Here is a 20,094-nt window from a genome sequence, read left to right as displayed (position 1 = left end):
TTATCACCGCAGTAACACAGGCACAGGGATGCGATTAACCACAAAACTATCTGCGTTTATTACCTTTCTTAGCATACTGGCAATGTTATTAATGCTGGTGGGCTGTGCTTTTAGCGTTTTCTGGTTCAGTCATCAGCGGGTCGAACAGCGCGCGCAGGTGCTGGCAACCGAAGTGGATCAGGCGCTGCTTATCCAGTCGCCCGACCAGCTGCACAGCTGGATTACCCGATTAATGCCGATTATCAACGCCGAGCAGATTCAACTCTACAGCGGCGACCACATCTTTTTCTCTCTCTCCCGTCACGAAAACCTGATGCTCGACCATCAGCCCAATCGCTTCGTCCAGTTTGATGTGCCGTTAATCCATCAGCCTGGAGTGCATGTGCGGGTGGTCACCCTCGATCCTGCCCGCACCTGGCTGCGCTCCATTATCGGGACCTATGCGATGGGCACGGTATCAACGGTGGTGCTGGTGATGAGCCTGCTGCTGTTTATTCTGCACCGCTGGTTACGTCGCCAGTGGCGCGGCATGGAGCACCTGGAAATACGCGCAGAGGCGATTATTGACGGTGAGCGTGGGGTAGTTCCGAAACGTAATCTGGATGAGTGGCCGCCCAGGGCGAGCCGCGCGCTGGATGTACTGCTCTCCGATTTACAGGAAGCGGGTGAACAGCGTTTGCGTATCGATACGCTGATCCGCACCTTTGCTGCTCAGGATAGCCGTACCGGTCTGAATAATCGCCTGTTCTTTGACAGTCAGCTCGCCACGCTGCTGGAGGATCAGGAGGATGTCGGTACCCATGGCGTGGTCATGATGGTACGGCTGCCGGATCTGGACACGTTGAGCGAAACGCTGGAGCCAGGGTTGATCGATGAGTATCTGTTTAACATCGTCAACATGCTCTCCACCTTTGTGCTGCGTTATCCCGGTGCTCTGCTGGCGCGCTATTTCCGCAGTGATTTTGCGGTGCTACTGCCGCATCGCAGCCTGAAAGAGGCCAACAGCATCGCCGATCAGCTGATCAACGCCGTCGATTCGCTGCCGCCGATGCGAATGGTCAATCGCGATGATCTTATTCACATTGGTATCAGCGCCTGGCACAGCGGGCAGACGGTGCCGCAGGTGATGGAAAATGTCGAAATGGCGACCCGACGCGCGGCGCTGTTAGGGGGCAACAACTGGACCAACGGAGCCGGTAATCCTCAGGATGCCGGACGTGGAAGCGTGCGCTGGCGTACCCTGCTGGAAAACACCCTCAGTCGCGGTGGTCCGCGCCTGTACCAGAAACCAGCCGTCAATATGGAAGGCAAGGTGCAGCATCGCGTGATGCTGACCCGTATCTTTGATGGTGATAAAGAGGTTTTGGCAGCAGAATATATGCCGCTGGTCCAGCAGCTCGGCATGGCCGATAGCTGGGATCGCCAGCTGGTCACCCGCATTGCCGCCTTATCTGAACTCTGGCCGGAAGAGACGCTGGTGATACCGGTCACTATCGACTCGCTGCTGCACCGATCTTTCGTGCTCTGGTTGCAGAATATGTTGCTGCAATGCCCCAAAGGACAAAGAAAGCGATTTTTATTTGAACTTGCCGAGGCAGATGTCTGTCAACACATCAGCCGTTTAACGCCGGTGTTCCGCGCCCTTAAGGCATTTGGCTGTCGTGTCGCGGTTAATCAGGCCGGTTTAACCGTGGTCAGCAGTGCCTACATTCGCCAGCTGCCGGTGGAACTGATCAAACTTGATGCCGGTCTGGTACGCAATATTGAGCGTCGCACTGAAAATCAGCTGTTTGTACAGAGCCTGCTGGAAGTGTGTAAATCGACCAATACCCAGGTGTTTGCTGTCGGCGTCCGCACTAAAGCGGAGTGGCAAACGCTGGTGGCGTTAGGAGTGGCAGGTGGACAGGGTGACTTCTTTGCCCCTTCGCAGCCGGTAAACAGTAATGTGAAAAAGTATTCTCAACGTTACCGTATTTAGTGGATTGCGCCCTTTTTGACGGTGACACAGGCTTTTTTTAGCCTTGAGTCCGGGTCGGGTCGCAAAACTGGCTGCCGGAAATGTTAGATTTTATGTCGGAAACCCAGGCCTGAAAGGCGATAAAAACCGGCACCGATGGCGTCTTATCGCCATTCCGCTGTCAATGATGGCCGGTTCCGATGACTTAAACGCAATTTGGCGTCTTTTTTCACCGAAGCAGAACGTTTTTGCGCCTTGTGGCAGCTTCGTGTGGTTGGTAAAGTAAGCGGATTTTATTTTCCGCCCCCAGCTTGCAGGATTATCCCTTAGTATGTTTAAAAAATTTCGTGGCATGTTTTCCAATGACTTGTCCATTGACCTGGGTACCGCGAATACCCTGATTTATGTGAAAGGACAAGGCATCGTGCTGAACGAGCCTTCCGTGGTCGCTATTCGCCAGGATCGTGCCGGTTCACCGAAAAGTGTCGCGGCCGTTGGTCATGACGCAAAACAGATGCTTGGCCGAACGCCAGGCAATATCGCAGCTATTCGCCCGATGAAAGATGGCGTAATTGCTGACTTTTTCGTCACCGAAAAGATGCTGCAGCACTTCATCAAACAAGTTCACAGCAACAGTTTCATGCGTCCCAGCCCGCGCGTGCTGGTCTGCGTACCCGTCGGGGCCACGCAGGTAGAACGTCGCGCCATCCGTGAGTCTGCTCAGGGTGCTGGCGCACGTGAAGTCTTCCTGATTGAAGAGCCAATGGCTGCGGCGATTGGCGCTGGCCTGCCGGTATCAGAAGCGACCGGTTCAATGGTAGTCGATATCGGTGGCGGTACCACAGAAGTGGCGGTGATCTCGCTGAACGGCGTGGTGTACTCCTCGTCGGTGCGTATTGGTGGTGACCGTTTCGATGAAGCTATTATTAATTATGTGCGTCGTAACTACGGTTCACTGATTGGTGAAGCTACCGCAGAACGTATCAAGCATGAGATCGGCTCAGCCTATCCGGGTGATGAAGTTCGCGAAATTGAAGTTCGTGGCCGTAACCTGGCTGAAGGTGTACCGCGCGGCTTTACGCTGAACTCCAATGAAATTCTCGAAGCGCTGCAGGAGCCGTTAACCGGCATCGTTAGCGCGGTGATGGTCGCCCTGGAACAGTGTCCGCCAGAGCTGGCGTCGGATATCTCCGAGCGCGGCATGGTGCTGACCGGCGGTGGTGCGCTGTTGCGTAATCTGGATCGTCTGCTGATGGAAGAGACCGGCATTCCGGTGGTTGTCGCTGAAGATCCGCTGACCTGTGTGGCACGCGGTGGTGGCAAGGCGTTGGAAATGATCGACATGCATGGCGGCGATTTGTTCAGCGAAGAATAATTGCCTCAACCGGCTGAGAACGTCATGACGATGCGCAGGGAGTCGCGTGTCAACCGGCGCACTATGCGCCGGTGCAATGCGTCCAGCTCAGGGAAGCGCGGTGTCATACCGGGTTTCCTTACCTGTCGTCGAGGATCACGCAGATTATATGAAGCCGATTTTTAGCAGGGGACCATCCCTGCAGTTGCGTCTTTTCCTGGCCGTCATCGTGGCGATTGCCATTATCATTGCTGACAGCCGTGTGGGTTCTTTTACCCAAATACGCAACTATCTGGATACGTCGGTCAGTCCGTTTTACTTCCTGGCCAATGGGCCGCGCCAGATTCTGGATGGCGTGTCGGAGTCGCTGGCGTCACGTCAGCAGCTTGAGCAGGAAAACAAAGCCTTACGTCGCGAGCTCTTCCTGAAAAACAGTAACCTGCTAATGCTGGGGCAATACAAGCAGGAAAACGCACGCCTGCGTGAACTGCTGGGTTCACCGCTGCGTCAGGATGAGCAAAAGATGGTAACGCAGGTCATCTCGACCGGCACTGACCCTTATACCGACCAGGTGGTGATCGACAAAGGCAGCGTTAACGGTGTCTATGAAGGTCAGCCGGTCATCAGTGATAAAGGGGTGGTCGGACAGGTGATTGCGGTCAGTCAACTGACCAGCCGCGTATTGCTGATTTGCGATGCATCGCACGCGCTGCCGATCCAGGTATTGCGTAATGACATTCGCGTCATTGCCGCCGGTAATGGCTGTACCGAAGATCTCCAGCTTGAGCATCTGCCGGGTAATACTGATATCCGGGTCGGTGACGTGCTGGTGACTTCCGGTATTGGCGGCCGCTTCCCGGAAGGTTATCCGGTGGGTGTGGTTTCCTCGGTTAAAGTCGATACCCAACGCGCTTATACCGTGATTCAGGCACATCCGACCGCCGGCCTGCAGCGTCTGCGCTATCTGCTGCTGCTGTGGGGCGCCGACCGTAATGGCGATATGCCGCTGCCGCAGGATGAAGTGCATCGCGTCGCCAACGAACGACTGATGCAAATGATGCCGCAGGTTCTGCCGCCAGCCGGAGAAATGGGACCGCCAGCGCCAGCCGCCCAGATGGGTCCGCCGGCACCGGCGAACGGCAGCAGTGCCGGACAGGGCAGTACTTCGCGTTCACGCGGAGGTCAGCCTTGAGTCGATATCGCAGCCAGGGACGTTGGGTCATCTGGCTCTCTTTCCTGGTTGCGCTGGTCCTGCAAATCATGCCGTGGCCGGATCAGATTTATATGTTCCGGCCCTCATGGTTATTACTGATCCTCATCTATTGGGTGCTCGCCCTGCCGCATCGGGTTAACGTTGGCAGCGGCTTCCTGATGGGCGCCATTATGGATCTGATCGCCGGCTCCACCCTCGGAGTGCGTGCGCTGGCGCTCAGCATCATCGCCTACCTGATCGCCTTTAAGTTCCAGTTATTCCGCAACTTAGCGTTGTGGCAGCAAGCGTTAATGGTTATGGTGCTGTCTCTGGCTATGGATGTGATTGTCTTCTGGGCGGAATTCCTGGTTATCAACGTTTCATTCCGACCTGAAATTTTCTGGAGCAGTGTCGTCGACGGTATCCTCTGGCCATGGCTATTCTTACTCATGAGAAAGATTCGTCGTCAGTTTGCTGTTCAATAAGGAAATTTATGGTAACCCTTTATCTTGCTTCCGGTTCACCGCGTCGGCGTGAGCTGTTAACGCAGCTTGGCCTGACCTTCGAGCGCATCGTGACTGACGTTGAAGAACAGCGGCAGCCAAATGAAGTGGCAGAACACTATGTTCGTCGCCTGGCCAATGACAAAGCGCAGGCGGGCGTCCGGCTTGCCGCGCAGGATCTGCCGGTGCTGGGTGCCGATACGATCGTCGTGCTGAACGGTGAAGTACTGGAAAAGCCGCACGATGCGGTCCATGCGGCCGAAATGCTGCATAAGCTCTCCGGGCAGACTCATCAGGTGATGACCGCAGTGGCACTGGCCGATCGTCATCAGGCGCTGGATTGCGTGGTTACCACCGATGTGACATTTCGCACCTTAACCGCCTCCGATATCACCGACTATATTGCAACCGGTGAGCCGATGGATAAAGCCGGCGCATACGGCATTCAGGGCAGGGGCGGGAACTTTGTCCGCAAAATTAATGGGAGCTACCACGCGGTGGTTGGACTGCCTTTGGTTGAGACCGAAGAGTTGCTCAGCCATTTTCAGTCACTGCGTGCCGTAAGGGGTCAACATGACGGCTGAATTACTGGTTAACGTCACGCCTTCTGAAACGCGTGTTGCCTATATTGATGGTGGCATACTGCAGGAAATCCACATTGAGCGCGAAGCCCGACGCGGTATCGTCGGTAATATCTATAAAGGCCGGGTGAGCCGGGTGCTGCCGGGCATGCAGGCCGCGTTCGTCGATATTGGTCTGGATAAAGCCGCGTTTTTGCACGCCTCAGACATCATGCCGCACACCGAATGTGTGGCGGGTGATGAAAAGAAAAACTTCATCGTACGCGATATCGCTGAGCTGGTGCGTCAGGGGCAGGATCTGGTGGTGCAGGTGGTGAAAGATCCGCTGGGCACTAAAGGTGCACGCCTGACCACTGATATTACACTGCCGTCGCGCTATCTGGTGTTTATGCCAGGCGCGTCGCACGTGGGCGTCTCTCAGCGTATCGACAGTGAAAAAGAGCGCGAACGTCTTAAGGCGGTGGTCGCCGACTATTGCGATCATCTGGGCGGTTTTATTATCCGCACCGCCGCAGAAGGCATCGGCGAAGAGGAGCTGGCGCAGGATGCAGCGTTTCTCAAGCGTCTGTGGACCAAAGTTAGCGAGCGCAAAAAGCGCAACCAGACCCGCTGTCTGCTCTACGGTGAGCTGGCCTTAGCCCAGCGTATTTTGCGCGATTTCGCCGGTGCAGCGCTGGACCGCATCCGGGTCGATTCGCGTCTGACCTGCGATATGCTGGTGGAGTTTACCAGTGAATATATTCCGGAAATGGCCGGTAAGCTGGAGCTCTACAATGGCAAACAGCCGATATTCGATCTGTTTGATGTAGAAAATGAGATTCAGCGCTCGCTGGATCGCAAAGTTGAACTAAAGTCTGGCGGATACCTGATCATCGATCAAACCGAAGCGATGACCACCATCGACATCAACACCGGTGCCTTTGTCGGCCATCGCAATCTTGATGAGACAATTTTTAATACCAATGTTGAAGCCACTCAGGCGATAGCGCGTCAGCTGCGACTGCGTAATCTTGGCGGCATCATCATTATCGACTTCATCGACATGAGTAACGAAGAGCATCGCCGTCGGGTGCTGCACTCGCTGGAGACCGCCCTCAGCAAAGATCGGGTGAAGACCGGCATCAGTGGTTTCTCGGCGCTGGGCCTGGTGGAGATGACGCGCAAACGGACGCGTGAAAGTATTGAGCACGTGCTGTGTGAAGATTGTCCGGTGTGTAAAGGACGCGGCACGCTGAAGACGGTTGAAACGGTCTGTTATGAAATCATGCGTGAGATTGTGCGGGTACATCATGCCTATGATGCTGACCGCTTCCTGGTCTACGTCTCGCCGACCGTCGGCGAAGCGCTGAAGACCGATGAGTCTCATGCGCTGGCAGAGGTCGAAATCTTTGTCGGCAAACAGGTCAAAGTCCACGTTGAAGCGCTCTATACCCAGGAGCAGTTTGACGTGGTGATGATGTAATATCAGACCCGTCAGCCCGACCGGCTTTGCTCAAATCGTCGGGCTAAAAAATCGCCCTTGTCTGGGATAACATGCGTCTTTCCGGCGCAGTTGTCTGAAGACGGCCGGGTAACAGAACTAACTATCCGTCGTTTACGGAAGGCAAGGAGAGATGTGAGTGAGGCAGTTGCCGAGGATCTTGTTACTGCTGGTCGCCGCGATCATCGTGATTGTCGCGCTGCTGGTCAGCGGGCTGCGTCTGGTGATGCCGCATCTCGACAGCTATCGCAATAACCTTCTGCAATTCGTCTCGGACCGCACCGGCGTGCCGGTTCACGCCAGTCAGCTGCAGGGAAAGTGGGAGAATTTTGGCCCCACTCTGCAGGTCCGGGATCTCAGCGTCGATCTGCAGGAAAACGGCAAGCTGACCATCTCCCGCATCAATCTGGCGCTCGACGTCTGGCAATCCCTGCTGCACTGGCGCTGGCAATTCCGCGACCTCACTTTCTGGCAGCTGCATCTCGACAGCAACCGCCCGCTGCTGGACAGCGACAAAGAGAAGAACAGCTTCTGGCCGGCGCAAATCAATGAACTGTTCCTGCGCCAGTTTGACCACTTCGACCTGCGTGACAGCACCATTCGTTTTCGTACCCCTTCCGGGCAGCATGCCGAGCTGGCTATTCCGCGACTCACCTGGCTGAATGAGAAAACCCGCCATCGGGCAGAAGGTGAAGTCAGCCTGTCGAGCTTTACCGGCCAGCACGGCGTGGTTCAGGTACGGCTCGATCTTAATGACAGCAACGGCCTGCTGAATGATGGCCGCATCTGGATGCAGGCCGATGACGTGGATATGCGTCCGTGGCTGGGCCGCTGGATGCGGGATAATACCCGGCTGGACAGCGCCCGTTTTAGCCTGGCTGCCTGGGTTAACCTGCGCGACGGCGATATTTATGCCGGTGACCTGCTGCTGAGCCGCGGCGGTGCCAGCTGGCAGGGCGAAACGGGCCAGCATACGCTGCAGGTGGACGGCCTGACGGCGCACCTGTCGCGCTTCCAGAACGGCTGGGTGGTGAATGTGCCACAAACCCGCCTCAGCACCGATGGCAACCCGTGGCCGGCCGGTCACTTCTCGCTGTTATGGCGACCGGAAGATAAGCAGATGCTGGGTGCCAATGGTCAGCCTGAAGTGCGGGTACGCGCCACCCAACTGGCGCTGGATCATATTGCACCGATCGTGCCGCTGTTTGCGCCGCTCTCGCCAGCGCTGTTTGAGAACTGGCGTACGCTGCGGCCGCAGGGCTCCATTGATGGCCTCGCCCTGGATATTCCGTTACAGCAGCCTGACCAGACCCGTCTGCAGGTGAAATGGCGCGACTTCAGCTGGCAGCACTGGAAGCTCCTGCCTGGCATCAGTCACTTAAGCGGCGAAGCGCGTGGCAGCCTGAATCATGGCCAGGTCAGCGTTGATATGGGCGCGGCGACCGTGCCTTATGGCGATGTTTTCCAGGCTCCGCTCGAGATTAAACAGGTTACCGGTGCCGTGCGCTGGCAGCGCGATGAACATGGCCTGACGTTGACGGGCGAAAACCTCGATCTGCAGGCGCGCTCGCTCTGGGCGCGGGGTGACTTCAGCTATCAGCAAAACAGCGGAGGCGAGCCGCGGCTGGACATTCTTGCTGGTATCCGGATAACCGATGCGGGCGATGCCTGGCGCTATTTCCCGGTGCCATTGATGGGCAACGGGCTGACGCATTATCTGAGCGGAGCGGTGAAGGGCGGTAAAGTGGATAACGCCACGCTGCTGTTTGCCGGTAACCCGGCGCTATTCCCGTTCAAGCACAACGACGGTATGTTCCAGGTCTGGGTTCCGCTGCGCCAGGCGACCTATGCCTTCCAGCCCAAATGGCCGGCGCTCAGCAATCTGGATATCGATCTTAACTTCCTGAACGATGGCTTATGGATGAACGCCCCGACCGCTCGCCTTGGCGACGTTGAGGCGCGTAAGGTTAGCGCCGTTATCCCGGACTACCTGAAAGAGAAGCTGATTATTGATGGCGACATCAGCGGAGAAGGGAAACAAATCGCCGATTACTTCCAGCAGACGCCGCTGAAAGCGTCACTCGGCGCAGCACTGGAGCAGCTGGAAATTAAAGGCACCACCCGGGGCCACCTGAATCTCGATATCCCGCTTGATGGTCAGCAGGTCCATGCCAGCGGTAACGTGGTCATGAACAATAACGCGCTGTTTATCAAGCCGCTAAAAACCACGCTGACCAACCTTACCGGTCGTTTCCGTTACAACAACGGTAATCTGGAGAGTGAAGAGATGCAGGCGCGGTGGTTCGGTCAGCCGCTGGGCGTCAGTTTCAGCACCAAAGAGAACCCGGATGATTTTGGCGTTAAGGTGAAACTGCTGGGGGACTGGCAACCGGCTAAAATCAGCCAGATTCCTGCCACCGTAAGCCGCCAGCTCGCTGGACATCTGCCGTGGCAGGGCGACGTGGATATCACGCTGCCGCATCGCGGCGGCGCGCGGTACGAAGTAGAGCTGAACGGCGATGGCAAAGAAGTGAGCAGTCGCTTACCTTCACCGCTGGATAAAAAGGCCGGTGAGGCGATGCCGATTGCTATCAAAGCCAGCGGCGACCTGCAGCATTTCGATCTCAGTGGCAGCGTGGCTGCACGCCATCGGTTTAACAGCCGCTGGCTGCTGGAGCCGACCTTACGCGTTGATCGCGGCATCTGGCTGAATGACGCAGCGAAAACGCCGGCGCTTCCCGATCATGCCGGTATGGTGCTTAATCTGCCACCGCTGGATGGCGAAGCCTGGGTAGCGATGATGGCTGGCGGAAGTGGTAGCGCTGGCGGCAGCGGCGGAGAACGTCAGCTAGGCGGCGTGACGCTGCCGGGCAACCTCACACTGCGCAGCCCGGCGGTAACGCTGGCGGGGCAGCAGTGGCATGCGGTAGACGCGACGCTGGCAGAAACGGCCGGTGGCAATGCGCAGGTCAGCATTAACGCCGAGGAAATACGCGGTAAGCTGGAAATAGCCGCGAAGGCACCGTGGCAGATCGGGCTGGATTACCTCTATTACAATCCGCAATGGGACCATGAGGCACAGCAGGGCGGCAACGCCAGCTCTCAGCAAGCCAGCCAGATTAATTTCAGCGGCTGGCCAGCCTTGCAGTTGCGCTGCGCGGAGTGCTGGGTGCTGGGACAGAAATATGGACGGATCGCGGCGACGCTGCAACCGAAAGGCGATACGTTAGCACTGACTAACGGCACGGTAGATACCGGCAGCTCGCAGCTGAAAATTAAGGGTGAATGGGTTAACCGTCACGATGACCCGCGCACCTCACTGAAAGGCACGCTGAAAGGGCCTAATATCAATAACGCCACCAACTGGTTTGGCGTGAATACCCCGCTGCGCGATGCGCCGTTCAATATCGATTACGATTTGCACTGGCGTGCGGCACCGTGGCAGCCGTCAGCCGAAACCCTGAGCGGCACCCTGAAAACCCACTTTGGCAAAGGCCAGATTGCGGATGTGAACACCGGTACCGCCGGACAAATCCTGCGTCTGTTCAGCTTCGACGCGCTGCTGCGCAAACTGCGCTTCGATTTCAGTGACACCTTTAACGATGGCTTCTATTTTGATTCGATTAACGGTACCGCCTGGATCGAAAATGGCGTGATGCGCACCGATAACCTGCAGGTTGATGGACTGGAAGCGGACATCGCCATGCAGGGCAATATGGACCTGGTTAAGCGTCGGATCGATATAGAAGCCGTCATCACCCCGGAAATTTCTGCCTCGGTCGGTGTCGCGGCGGCGTTCGTGGTTAATCCGGTGATTGGCGCGGCGGTGTTCGCCGCCAGTAAAGTTCTGGGACCGGTATGGAACCGGATATCGCTGCTGCGTTATCACATCAGTGGCCCGCTGGATAAACCGGAAATCAATGAAGTACTGCGTAAACCGCGTGAAACTGACAACAAGTGAATTTGACGCGGTACCGGAATTACCGCAGGCTATGATTATCCGAGCACATAATGAGTGAGAAACGATGACTCTGAACCTGGTAAGTGAGCAGTTACTAACTGCTAACGGCATTAATCAGCAGGACCTTTTTTCCCTGTTAGGGCAGCTTTCAGAACGTCGTCTGGATTATGCCGATCTCTATTTTCAGTCCAGTTTCCACGAATCCTGGGTGCTGGAAGACAAAATTATTAAAGATGGCTCTTACCATATTGACCAGGGCGTCGGCGTGCGCGCCGTCAGCGGTGAGAAAACCGGCTTTGCCTACGCCGATCAGATCACGCTGAATGCGCTGCGTCTGTCATCGGAAGCGGCGCGCAGCATTGTTCGCGAACAGGGCAACGGTAAGGCGCATACCCTTTCCGCGGTGATGAACCGCTCGCTCTATTCCACCGTTGATCCGCTCAGCAGTCTGACGCGTGAAGATAAAATTGCCCTATTGCACCGTGTCGATCAGGTGGCCCGCGCTGCCGACCCGCGGGTGCAGGAGGTCAACGCCAGCCTGAGCGGTGTGTACGAGCAGGTGCTGGTCGCCGCGACGGATGGTACGCTGGCAGCCGATGTTCGTCCGCTGGTGCGTCTCTCGATCAGTGTGCAGGTTGAAGATCAGGGTAAACGTGAACGCGGCTCAAGCGGCGGCGGTGCACGTACCGGTTATGAATTTTTCCTCGCCGATGAAAATGGCGATGTGCGGGCTGATGCCTGGGCGCGTGAAGCGGTGCGGATGGCGCTGGTTAACCTCTCTGCTGTGGCGGCACCTGCCGGTACCTTGCCGGTGGTGCTGGGCGCAGGCTGGCCGGGTGTCCTGCTGCATGAAGCCGTCGGACACGGACTGGAAGGCGACTTCAACCGTCGTGGCACGTCGGTATTCAGCGGCAAGATGGGCCAGCTGGTGGCGTCAGAACTCTGTACCGTGGTTGATGACGGTACCATTGAAGGACTGCGCGGTTCACTGGCGGTCGATGATGAAGGCGTTCCGGGTCAGTACAATATGCTGATTGAGAACGGCGTACTCAAAGGCTACATGCAGGATAAACTCAATGCGCGCCTGATGGGCGTCAGTCCTACCGGTAACGGTCGTCGTGAATCTTACGCCCACCTGCCGATGCCGCGCATGACCAACACCTACATGCTGGCCGGTAAGTCGACGCCGCAGGAGATCATCGAAAGCGTTGAATATGGTCTGTATGCGCCCAACTTTGGTGGCGGCCAGGTGGACATCACCTCAGGCAAGTTTGTCTTCTCAACCTCAGAAGCGTATCTGATTGAAAAGGGCAAAATCACCAAACCGGTGAAAGGGGCGACGCTGATTGGTTCCGGCATTGAAGCGATGCAGCAAATCTCAATGGTGGGTAATGATCTGGCGCTGGATAAAGGCGTTGGCGTTTGCGGCAAGGAAGGCCAGAGCGTGCCGGTTGGCGTCGGTCAGCCCACTCTGAAGCTGGATAAACTGACGATTGGCGGCACCGCCTGATAGTCTGTTAACAACCCGCCGGCAGGCGGGTTGTTAGCTTTTACGCTGCTGTTGATACTGTTCCGCCACCTGCTGGAAATAGCCGGTCAGATAGTCGATACAGACCTGCACCTTAAGCGGCAACTTATCCTTTTCGGTATAGAGCGCATAGACCGGACGGGGCTCGGATTGATACTGCGGAAACAGAATATCGATCTCACCGGCGTTGATCTCATCAATAACCCACATCATCGGCACATAAGCGATGCCGTTACCCGCCTTCAACCAGCGAATCAGGGTCAGGGAATCATTGGTGACAAACCGTCCCTGCGGCGCCAGTCGCGTCACCAGACCTTCAGGCGCAATCAGCTCAAAGTTATTATCGGGACGTACGCTGTATTCCAGCCAGGCAAAATTATCGATATCCCCCGGTTTTTCCGGCGTGCCGTGCTGCGCCAGATAACTCTTAGCTGCGCACACCACCATCGGCATTGCCCCAAGGCGCCGCGAAAACAGGCTGGAATCTTTTAACGCTCCGACCCGAATCACCAGGTCCAGACCATCGGCGATCAGGTCCGGGGCCGGAATGCCGGTGACCAGATTAACGCTCAGTCCCGGATACTCACGCAGCATATCGCTGGTCATACCGGCCAGCACGTTCTGCGCCATGGTCGAGGAGCTGCCAATACGCAGCACGCCAATCGGCGTGTTGTTAAAGGCATAAAGCTGCTCGTGCACCTGAGTGGCTTCGGCCAGCATGCGACGACAGCCCTGATAATAAATTTTACCCGCTTCGGTCAGGCCGATGCTGCGGGTACTGCGATTAAGCAGTTTAACCTGCAGCTCATCTTCCAGTTTTGCCACTATCTGGCTGATAGAAGAGACGCTCAGATGAAGCTGGCGCGCGGCAGCGGTAAATGAACCCAGTTCAACCACTTTGGCGAAAATGGACATGCCCTTCAGTCGTTCCATTATTTACTCTGGCTTAAAAGTGATTTAGATCACATTCTGTAGAAAACTTATAGTCAGGCGCGTTACTATAAGCGCGCCGGGGTATCTCCCGGTGATTCTTCATTGCCTGATGCCCTTCGATGATACGCTATTATTAAGCCAGCTGGGGTTCGGATAGAGCAGCCAGTGGGTTTTCCTGCGGCATCTGACGAGGCAAAGGAGTCTTCCGGCAAGGTCGAACTAAGGATTTCTGATGAGTGTGCTTCCGGTATTTGTCATGTTTGGGCTCTCTTTTCCGCCCGTTTTCATCGAATTAATTATCTCGCTAATGCTGTTCTGGTTAGTGAAACGCGTGCTGACGCCGAGCGGTATTTATGATCTTGTCTGGCATCCGGCACTTTTTAATACAGCACTTTACTGCTGTGTGTTTTACCTTGTATCCCGTTTATTTGTCTGAGGTTTAAGTGAAAGCACTCATAAGAAAAATCGCGCGTTACGCGATTACGATCCTGCTGGTCATCATTGCTGTGGTGATTATTTTCCGTGCCTGGGTGTTTTATACCGAATCGCCCTGGACCCGTGACGCAAAATTCGCTGCCGATGTCGTCGCCATCTCACCCGATGTCACCGGTCTGATTACCGACGTCCCGGTTCACGACAACCAGCTGGTGAAGAAGGGCGATACCCTGTTTGTGGTCGATCGGCCGCGCTACCAGAAAGCGTTGGATCAGGCACAGGCTGATGTCGAGTATTACCAGGCGCTGGTCAGCGAGAAACGCCGTGAAGCGGGACGTCGTAACCAGCTGGGCACCTCGGCCATGTCACGCGAAGCGATCGACCAGGCTAACAACGATCTGCAAACCAGCGAACATCAGCTGGCGAAATCGGTGGCGACCCGCGATCTGGCGAAGATCGATCTGGAACGCACCACCGTGAAAGCGCCGTCCGATGGCTGGGTGACGAACCTGAATGTCTACGAAGGGGAGTTCATCACCCGCGGCTCGGTGGCGGTGGCGCTGGTTCAACAGCACTCCTTCTACGTGCTGGCCTACCTGGAAGAGACCAAACTGCACGGCGTTGAACGCGGCTTCCGCGCTGAAGTTACGCCGCTTGGCAGTAATGTAGTGCTGCGCGGTACGGTAGACAGCGTGGCTGCCGGCGTCACCAACAGCAGCAGCTCGGTCGACAGCAAAGGCATGGCAACCATCGATTCTAATCTGGAGTGGGTCCGTCTGGCGCAGCGTGTGCCGGTACGTATTCGTCTTGATCAACAGCCAGGCAATCGCTTCCCGGCAGGCACGACGGCAACGGTGGTCATCACCGGTCAGGCCGATCGCCAGCCGGAGCAGATTTCGCCAATGACCCGACTGTTCAATCGCCTGCGTGAGTTTGGTTAAGAGGGCGATATGATCGAGTTTTTGCGTTTCCCGGTGAAGCTGACCTTCGCGCTGGTTGCAGCGCTGATGATTGGCTTTCACCTTAATCTTGAAACGCCCCGCTGGGCGGTGATGACCGCGGGCATTGTGGCCGGCGGTACCGCCTTCGCAGCCGGTGGTGATCCCTATTCAGGCGCACTGCGTTATCGCGGCATTCTGCGTATTATCGGGACCTTCATCGGCTGTATCGCCGCGCTGACCATCATGATTGCCACGGTGCGCGCGCCGGTGGTGATGCTGCTGCTCTGCTGCATCTGGGCCGGGCTTTGCGTCTGGCTCTCTTCGCTGATAAAAGTTGAAAACTCCTACGCGCTGGGGCTGGCGGGCTACACCGCGCTGATTATCGTGGTCACCGCAGACGCCAGCGGTGGCCTGACGCTGGCACCGCAGTACGCGGTAGAGCGTTGCAGTGAGATCGTGCTCGGAATTCTGTGCGCCATTCTGGCGGATATGATCTTCTCGCCGCGCTCGATTAAAAAAGTGATCGACGCTGAAGTGGATTCCCTGCTGGTGGCGCATTATCAGCTGCTGCAACTGTGCGTGGCGCACGGCGATAAAGAGGAAGTCGATAAAGCCTGGAGCGCGCTGGTACGGCGTACCACGGCGTTAAACAGCATGCGCAGCCAGCTGATGATGGAATCTTCACGCTGGCAGAACAGCAACCGTCGTTTGCAGATGCTCAACACCCTCTCTCTGACCCTGATTACTCAGGCGGCAGAAACCTTTCTGATCCAGAACTCACGACCTGACTACATTCCACCGCAGTACCGTTTGCTGATTGAAAAAGAGGCCACAACGGCTGACGAGGTTCATAAGCGGATGAAGGTGATGCGGCGGGTGATTGGCGCCAGCGGCAAAACCACGCCGGTTACGCTGGTGAGCTGGGTCGGTGCGGCGACAGAATATCTGTTGCTGCGTAACGGCATTAAAAGTAACAGCCGTATCACCCCGCTGGAGGAGGAAATCCTGCAGCGTGAGGTGCTGATTCAGGCGCGATCGGCTGAGACCCATCATGCGATGATCAACGGCATCCGCACCTTTGTGGCTACCGCGCTGGGATCGCTGTTCTGGTTATACACCGGCTGGACTTCCGGCAGCGGCTGCATGGTGATGCTGGCAGTGATTACCGCGCTGGCGATGCGCATGCCGAATCCGCTGATGATGGCGAAAGATTTCCTCTACGGCATGACGGTGGCGGTGCCGCTCGGTGCACTCTACTTCATCTATGTGCTGCCCAACACTCAGCAGAGCGCGCTGCTGCTCTGTATCGCTATCGGCCTGCTGGGCTTTGTTGGCGGGATCTTCATTCAGCGACGGCAGCTTGGCACCCTGGGTGCGTTAATCGGTACCATCAACGTGCTGGTGCTGGATAATCCGATGAAGTTCGAATTTAACGTCTTCCTCGACAATGTGCTCGGCCAGGTGATTGGCTGCTTCGTGGCAATGATGGTGATCCTGCTGATCCGCGATAAATCTAAAGCGCGTACCGGCCGCAAACTGCTTAACCGCTTTATGTATGCTGCGGTGTCGGCGATGACCACCAATCAGGCGCGCCGCCGTGAAAACCATCTGCCGGCGCTCTATCAGCAACTGTTTCTGCTGCTGAATCTGTTCCCCGGCGATATCGACAAATACCGTATCGCGCTGACGCTGATTATTGGACATCAGCGGTTACGCAATGCGGAAATACCGGTGAATGATGATTTGTCAGCCTACCACCGGCAACTGCGCTACACCGCCGATCGGGTGATCTCCGCCAGCAGTGACGACAAGCGCCGCCACTATTTCGAGCGTCTGCTGCAGGAGCTGGAGGTATATCAGGAAAAACTGGTGCATTACGACGCGCCGATTAGCGTCACCGAACCGGTAAAACGGCTGGCGACCATGCTGAACAAGTATCAGAACACCCTCATCCAAATCTGAAACCGGCCGCTGCCCGCCGCAGCGGCCTGCTCAATGCCATCCCGTCACAAAACCTGTCGCTTTTGCCAACTATACTCTTCGGACGGAAGGATAAAATGACAGGAGCGAATCAATGACATCACTGCAATCAAGCGAACTATTCCAGACTGGCTATTTAGCCGATGGTCAATGGCATCGCACCTCCACCACTTTTGACGTCACCAATCCCGCCACCGGCGAGGTGATCGCGCAGGTCGCTAAAGCGGGCAAAGCAGAAACCGAACAGGCGATTGCTGCCGCCGAACGGGCATTCCCCGGCTGGCGTGCCCGGACGGCCAAAGCGCGCGCTGAGATCCTTTATCGCTGGTATCAGCTGATGATTGAGAACAAACGCTGGCTGGGCCAGCTGATGACTGCCGAGCAGGGCAAGCCGCTGAAAGAGGCGGAAGGCGAAGTCGAGTATGCCGCCAGCTTTATCCAGTGGTTTGCTGAACAGGCAAAACGCGCCAACGGGGAAATTATCCCACCAGCCAAACCGGGTTCCCGTATCCTGGCAACGCGTGAACCGATTGGCGTCGTCGCCGCTATCACGCCGTGGAATTTCCCGATGGCGATGCTGACCCGCAAGCTGGGTCCGGCGCTGGCAGCGGGTTGCACCGGCATCATCAAACCGGCGAATAATACGCCGCTCTCGGCCTTCGCACTGCTGGCGCTGGCGAAACAGGCGGGCGTGCCGGATGGGGTGCTCAACGCGGTGGCAGGTGATACACATGCTATCAGCGACGCCATCATGGCCAGTAAAGCCGTGCGTAAAATCTCGTTCACTGGTTCGACAGCGGTCGGCAAGCTGCTGATGCGCAATGCCGCAGAAACCATGAAAAAGGTTTCAATGGAGCTGGGAGGCAACGCGCCTTATATCGTGTTCGAGGATGCGGACATCGATGCGGCGGTGCAGGGCGCCATCGCTAACAAATTCCGAAATGCTGGCCAGGTCTGCGTCAGCGTTAACCGCTTCTACATTCATAACGCCATCTATGACCGTTTTACCCGCCAGCTGGCAGAGGAAGTGAACAAGCTGAAAGTCGGCAACGGCATGGACGAAGGGGTGATCGTCGGGCCGCTGATTGAAGCCTCTGCGCTGGAAAAAGTGGAGCAGCACGTGCAGGACGCGGTCGCCAAAGGCGGTAAACTGCTGGCAGGCGGTGAACGCCACGCGCTGGGCGGCAACTTCTGGCAACCGACGGTAATTACCGAGGCGCACGAAGAGATGCAGCTGGCGCAGGAAGAGACCTTTGGCCCGGTCGCCGCCTGCTTCCGTTTTGATGAAGAAGATGAGGTGATCCGCCGTGCCAACGACACGCCATTCGGTCTGGCGGCCTACTTCTACACCCAGAATCTGCAGCGGGTATTCCGCGTCTCTGCCGCGCTGGAAAGCGGCATGATCGGCATTAATGAATGTGCCGTATCGACCGAACTGGCGCCGTTTGGTGGCGTGAAAGAGTCTGGCCTGGGCCGCGAAGGTTCAGTGCTGGGCATGGAAGAGTATCTGGAGGTCAAAGCGCTGCACCTGGGCGGTTTGGGCTAGCGGATATGAACGGGCGGCGCGGGTCGCCCGCAGACGGAGGATGGGAGCCGTCAGCATGAAAACCGAGCGTTTTGATTTCAATGAGATCGTCGATCAGGCCCACTTCTTTCGCCAGTTCAGCGAGCGCTTTGCGCTGGAGGAGCGGCGGATCTGCGACCTGGATGGATTATGGGATGTGGTCACTGGCGAATCATTGCCGATGCCGCTGGAAATTGAGTTTGTGAACCTGGGGAAAGGGCAGCGACGACGTTATGGCGCGCTGATTCTGCTATTTGATGAAGCGGAAGAGGAGCTGGAAGGCCAGCTGCATTTTAACGTCAGATGAAAAAGGGCCCCGGCGAGCGGGGCCAAAGGGTTCGTCATAAATCTGACGAGGAATTATTTATACAGCTGAGCGGTGAAGTGATAGTTATCACCGGTGCGCGCTTCAATCACTTTATAGGCGCTGGCACCCTGTTCATCGGCTTTCTGAGACAGCTCAGCGCGATAATCCATGGGGGCACCCGCTGTACCGCTGATGGTTACGGTGCCCGCAGGCTGCAGATTCTGCGCTTGCTCGCCGGTTACCAGCTGTGCGGCAGATGCGCCGAACGCCATAACGGAAAGCAGGCTGACTGTAGCGATGGTTGTTTTGATTTTCATTTTTCGTCTCCTCAATACCTTCAACAACCTGCGGTGAAAAGAAGAAGCGGGTCGTCGACTCTTGTCTCTCATGCGCCTTTCACGGCGTCATAACGGTTAATTATTTATACAGCTCAGCGGTGACGTGATAGGTGTCATCCTGGTTGTTTTCGATGATGCGATAGTGGCTGGCACCCTGCGCATCGGCTTTCTCAGACAGGACCTGACGGATATTGGTCTGATCGCCGTCCCGACCGCTGACGCTGATGGTCTGGTTCATCGGTTGCAGATTCTGGCTCTGTGCCTGCTGGTTTGAGACCAGGCTGGCTGCGCTGGCACCGACTGAGAACACGGAGGCCAGACTGAGTACGGCAATAGCAAATGTAGTTTTCATGATCAACTCTCCTGAAACTGTGTTGCCTCATCCCACCGAGGCGCATAACCGCGCGTCAAAAAGTGGGCTGCTGGCGATATTGGGTTGCGCTGGGCTTAGTTGTACAGACGGGCGGTAGCGTGATAGTTACCGTTGTTGTAAGCCTCAATCACGCGGTAGGCTTTTGCACCCTGCTGATCGGCTTTTTCGCTCAGCTGCTGATTAATTTCCATCGGTGAGCCCGCTACGCCGCTGACGCTAATGGTACCCGCCGGTTGCAGATCCTGCGCCTGCGCAGCGGTGACAGATTCTGCTGCTACAGCACCAAAAGAGAGGGCAGAGAGAATGCTCAGGGTTGCGATAGTAGTTTTTACGTTCATGTATTTTTCCTCGTCGTCAATTTTTATCTTTTTAGTTGGTGTGATTTGCATCACGAAAAGAAGTATAGAACTAATAACGGAAGAAATTAATACCCCGCTAATAATGTTTTTTTGTGATTCTTTATCCTTATGGCTACTTTTAATAACTCAACGTTATAAAAAACGGCGGAAAAATGACCTTTTCGCTGTTTTTTATTGCAAAAACAGGCAGATAAATCACTTTATCTTTTTGTGCGAAAATACGTGGTCGATCAGACTGGTCTTTGATTTAGATCTGGGTAATGTCGCCAGAGTGGTGATGTAAAGCAGTGTAAAATACCGCAAAAGGT

17 protein-coding genes are annotated in these 20,094 nt (G+C 56.1%); 13 read left to right on the top strand and 4 right to left on the bottom strand.

Going from position 1 to position 20,094, the window contains the following annotated elements; all coding sequences use genetic code 11:
* The first annotated feature begins 28 nt into the window (after nt 1-28).
* From csrD to tldD, 8 genes are all read left to right on the top strand, one after another.
* Nucleotides 29-1,978 carry an RNase E specificity factor CsrD gene (gene csrD / locus ABIB18_RS19510; protein WP_354475325.1) on the top strand — a complete coding sequence of 650 codons (1,950 nt, stop codon included), beginning with the start codon at nt 29-31 and terminating at the stop codon, nt 1,976-1,978.
* A gap of 310 nt (nt 1,979-2,288) precedes the next feature.
* Complete coding sequence (gene mreB, locus ABIB18_RS19505) at nt 2,289-3,332, top strand: rod shape-determining protein MreB (protein ID WP_003855260.1); 1,044 nt, start codon at nt 2,289-2,291, stop codon at nt 3,330-3,332.
* Nucleotides 3,333-3,480: 148 nt separating this feature from the next.
* A complete protein-coding gene (gene mreC, locus ABIB18_RS19500) occupies nt 3,481-4,503 on the top strand; it encodes a rod shape-determining protein MreC (protein WP_031375124.1) in 1,023 nt (340 codons plus the stop codon).
* Complete coding sequence (gene mreD, locus ABIB18_RS19495; protein WP_031375123.1) at nt 4,500-4,988, top strand: rod shape-determining protein MreD; 489 nt, start codon at nt 4,500-4,502, stop codon at nt 4,986-4,988. The genes mreC and mreD overlap by 4 nt, the downstream gene beginning before the upstream one ends.
* Before the next feature lie 8 nt (nt 4,989-4,996).
* Nucleotides 4,997-5,590 (top strand): Maf family protein, encoded by a 594-nt coding sequence (locus ABIB18_RS19490; protein ID WP_089561903.1) that lies wholly within the window; start codon nt 4,997-4,999, stop codon nt 5,588-5,590.
* On the top strand, nt 5,580-7,049 hold the full coding sequence (gene rng, locus ABIB18_RS19485; RefSeq protein ID WP_046289276.1) for a ribonuclease G: 1,470 nt from the start codon (nt 5,580-5,582) through the stop codon (nt 7,047-7,049). The genes ABIB18_RS19490 and rng overlap by 11 nt, the downstream gene beginning before the upstream one ends.
* 157 nt (nt 7,050-7,206) lie before the next feature.
* Nucleotides 7,207-11,028 (top strand): AsmA2 domain-containing protein YhdP, encoded by a 3,822-nt coding sequence (yhdP, locus tag ABIB18_RS19480; protein WP_354475319.1) that lies wholly within the window; start codon nt 7,207-7,209, stop codon nt 11,026-11,028.
* A gap of 64 nt (nt 11,029-11,092) precedes the next feature.
* Nucleotides 11,093-12,538: a metalloprotease TldD gene (gene tldD / locus ABIB18_RS19475; RefSeq protein ID WP_031375120.1), complete on the top strand. Its 1,446-nt coding sequence runs from the start codon at nt 11,093-11,095 to the stop codon at nt 12,536-12,538.
* A gap of 33 nt (nt 12,539-12,571) precedes the next feature.
* Here tldD and aaeR read toward each other — a convergent pair whose 3' ends face one another.
* Entirely contained in the window at nt 12,572-13,489 is a 918-nt protein-coding gene (gene aaeR, locus ABIB18_RS19470) for an HTH-type transcriptional activator AaeR (RefSeq protein ID WP_031375119.1), read from the bottom strand.
* A gap of 232 nt (nt 13,490-13,721) precedes the next feature.
* Here aaeR and aaeX point away from each other — a divergent pair, with 232 nt between their 5' ends.
* From aaeX to ABIB18_RS19445, 5 genes are all read left to right on the top strand, one after another.
* Nucleotides 13,722-13,925 (top strand): p-hydroxybenzoic acid efflux pump operon protein AaeX, encoded by a 204-nt coding sequence (gene aaeX / locus ABIB18_RS19465; RefSeq protein ID WP_031375118.1) that lies wholly within the window; start codon nt 13,722-13,724, stop codon nt 13,923-13,925.
* 7 nt (nt 13,926-13,932) lie between these two features.
* Nucleotides 13,933-14,865 carry a p-hydroxybenzoic acid efflux pump subunit AaeA gene (gene aaeA / locus ABIB18_RS19460; RefSeq protein WP_354475316.1) on the top strand — a complete coding sequence of 311 codons (933 nt, stop codon included), beginning with the start codon at nt 13,933-13,935 and terminating at the stop codon, nt 14,863-14,865.
* Nucleotides 14,866-14,874: 9 nt separating this feature from the next.
* Complete coding sequence (gene aaeB, locus ABIB18_RS19455; RefSeq protein WP_069729028.1) at nt 14,875-16,827, top strand: p-hydroxybenzoic acid efflux pump subunit AaeB; 1,953 nt, start codon at nt 14,875-14,877, stop codon at nt 16,825-16,827.
* Between the two features lie 112 nt (nt 16,828-16,939).
* Nucleotides 16,940-18,391 carry an NAD-dependent succinate-semialdehyde dehydrogenase gene (locus ABIB18_RS19450; RefSeq protein ID WP_046289275.1) on the top strand — a complete coding sequence of 484 codons (1,452 nt, stop codon included), beginning with the start codon at nt 16,940-16,942 and terminating at the stop codon, nt 18,389-18,391.
* A 55-nt stretch (nt 18,392-18,446) separates the two neighbouring features.
* Nucleotides 18,447-18,716 carry a barstar family protein gene (locus ABIB18_RS19445; protein ID WP_031375115.1) on the top strand — a complete coding sequence of 90 codons (270 nt, stop codon included), beginning with the start codon at nt 18,447-18,449 and terminating at the stop codon, nt 18,714-18,716.
* Nucleotides 18,717-18,769: 53 nt separating this feature from the next.
* On the opposite strand, the gene yhcN (ABIB18_RS19440) is transcribed toward ABIB18_RS19445, so the two are convergent.
* From yhcN (ABIB18_RS19440) to yhcN (ABIB18_RS19430), 3 genes are all read right to left on the bottom strand, one after another.
* Nucleotides 18,770-19,033, bottom strand: a complete 264-nt coding sequence (gene yhcN, locus ABIB18_RS19440; protein WP_031375114.1) for a peroxide/acid stress response protein YhcN — start codon at nt 19,031-19,033, stop codon at nt 18,770-18,772.
* Nucleotides 19,034-19,133: 100 nt separating this feature from the next.
* Complete coding sequence (locus ABIB18_RS19435; protein WP_031375113.1) at nt 19,134-19,406, bottom strand: YdgH/BhsA/McbA-like domain containing protein; 273 nt, start codon at nt 19,404-19,406, stop codon at nt 19,134-19,136.
* A 95-nt stretch (nt 19,407-19,501) separates the two neighbouring features.
* Nucleotides 19,502-19,765 carry a peroxide/acid stress response protein YhcN gene (gene yhcN, locus ABIB18_RS19430; protein ID WP_031375112.1) on the bottom strand — a complete coding sequence of 88 codons (264 nt, stop codon included), beginning with the start codon at nt 19,763-19,765 and terminating at the stop codon, nt 19,502-19,504.
* Between the last annotated feature and the right edge of the window lie 329 nt (nt 19,766-20,094).

Origin of the sequence: Pantoea sp. UYEF8 (genome assembly GCF_040546285.1) — a bacterium.
Lineage (GTDB): Bacteria > Pseudomonadota > Gammaproteobacteria > Enterobacterales > Enterobacteriaceae > Pantoea > Pantoea brenneri.
This window is presented reverse-complemented; position numbering and strand designations above follow the sequence as displayed.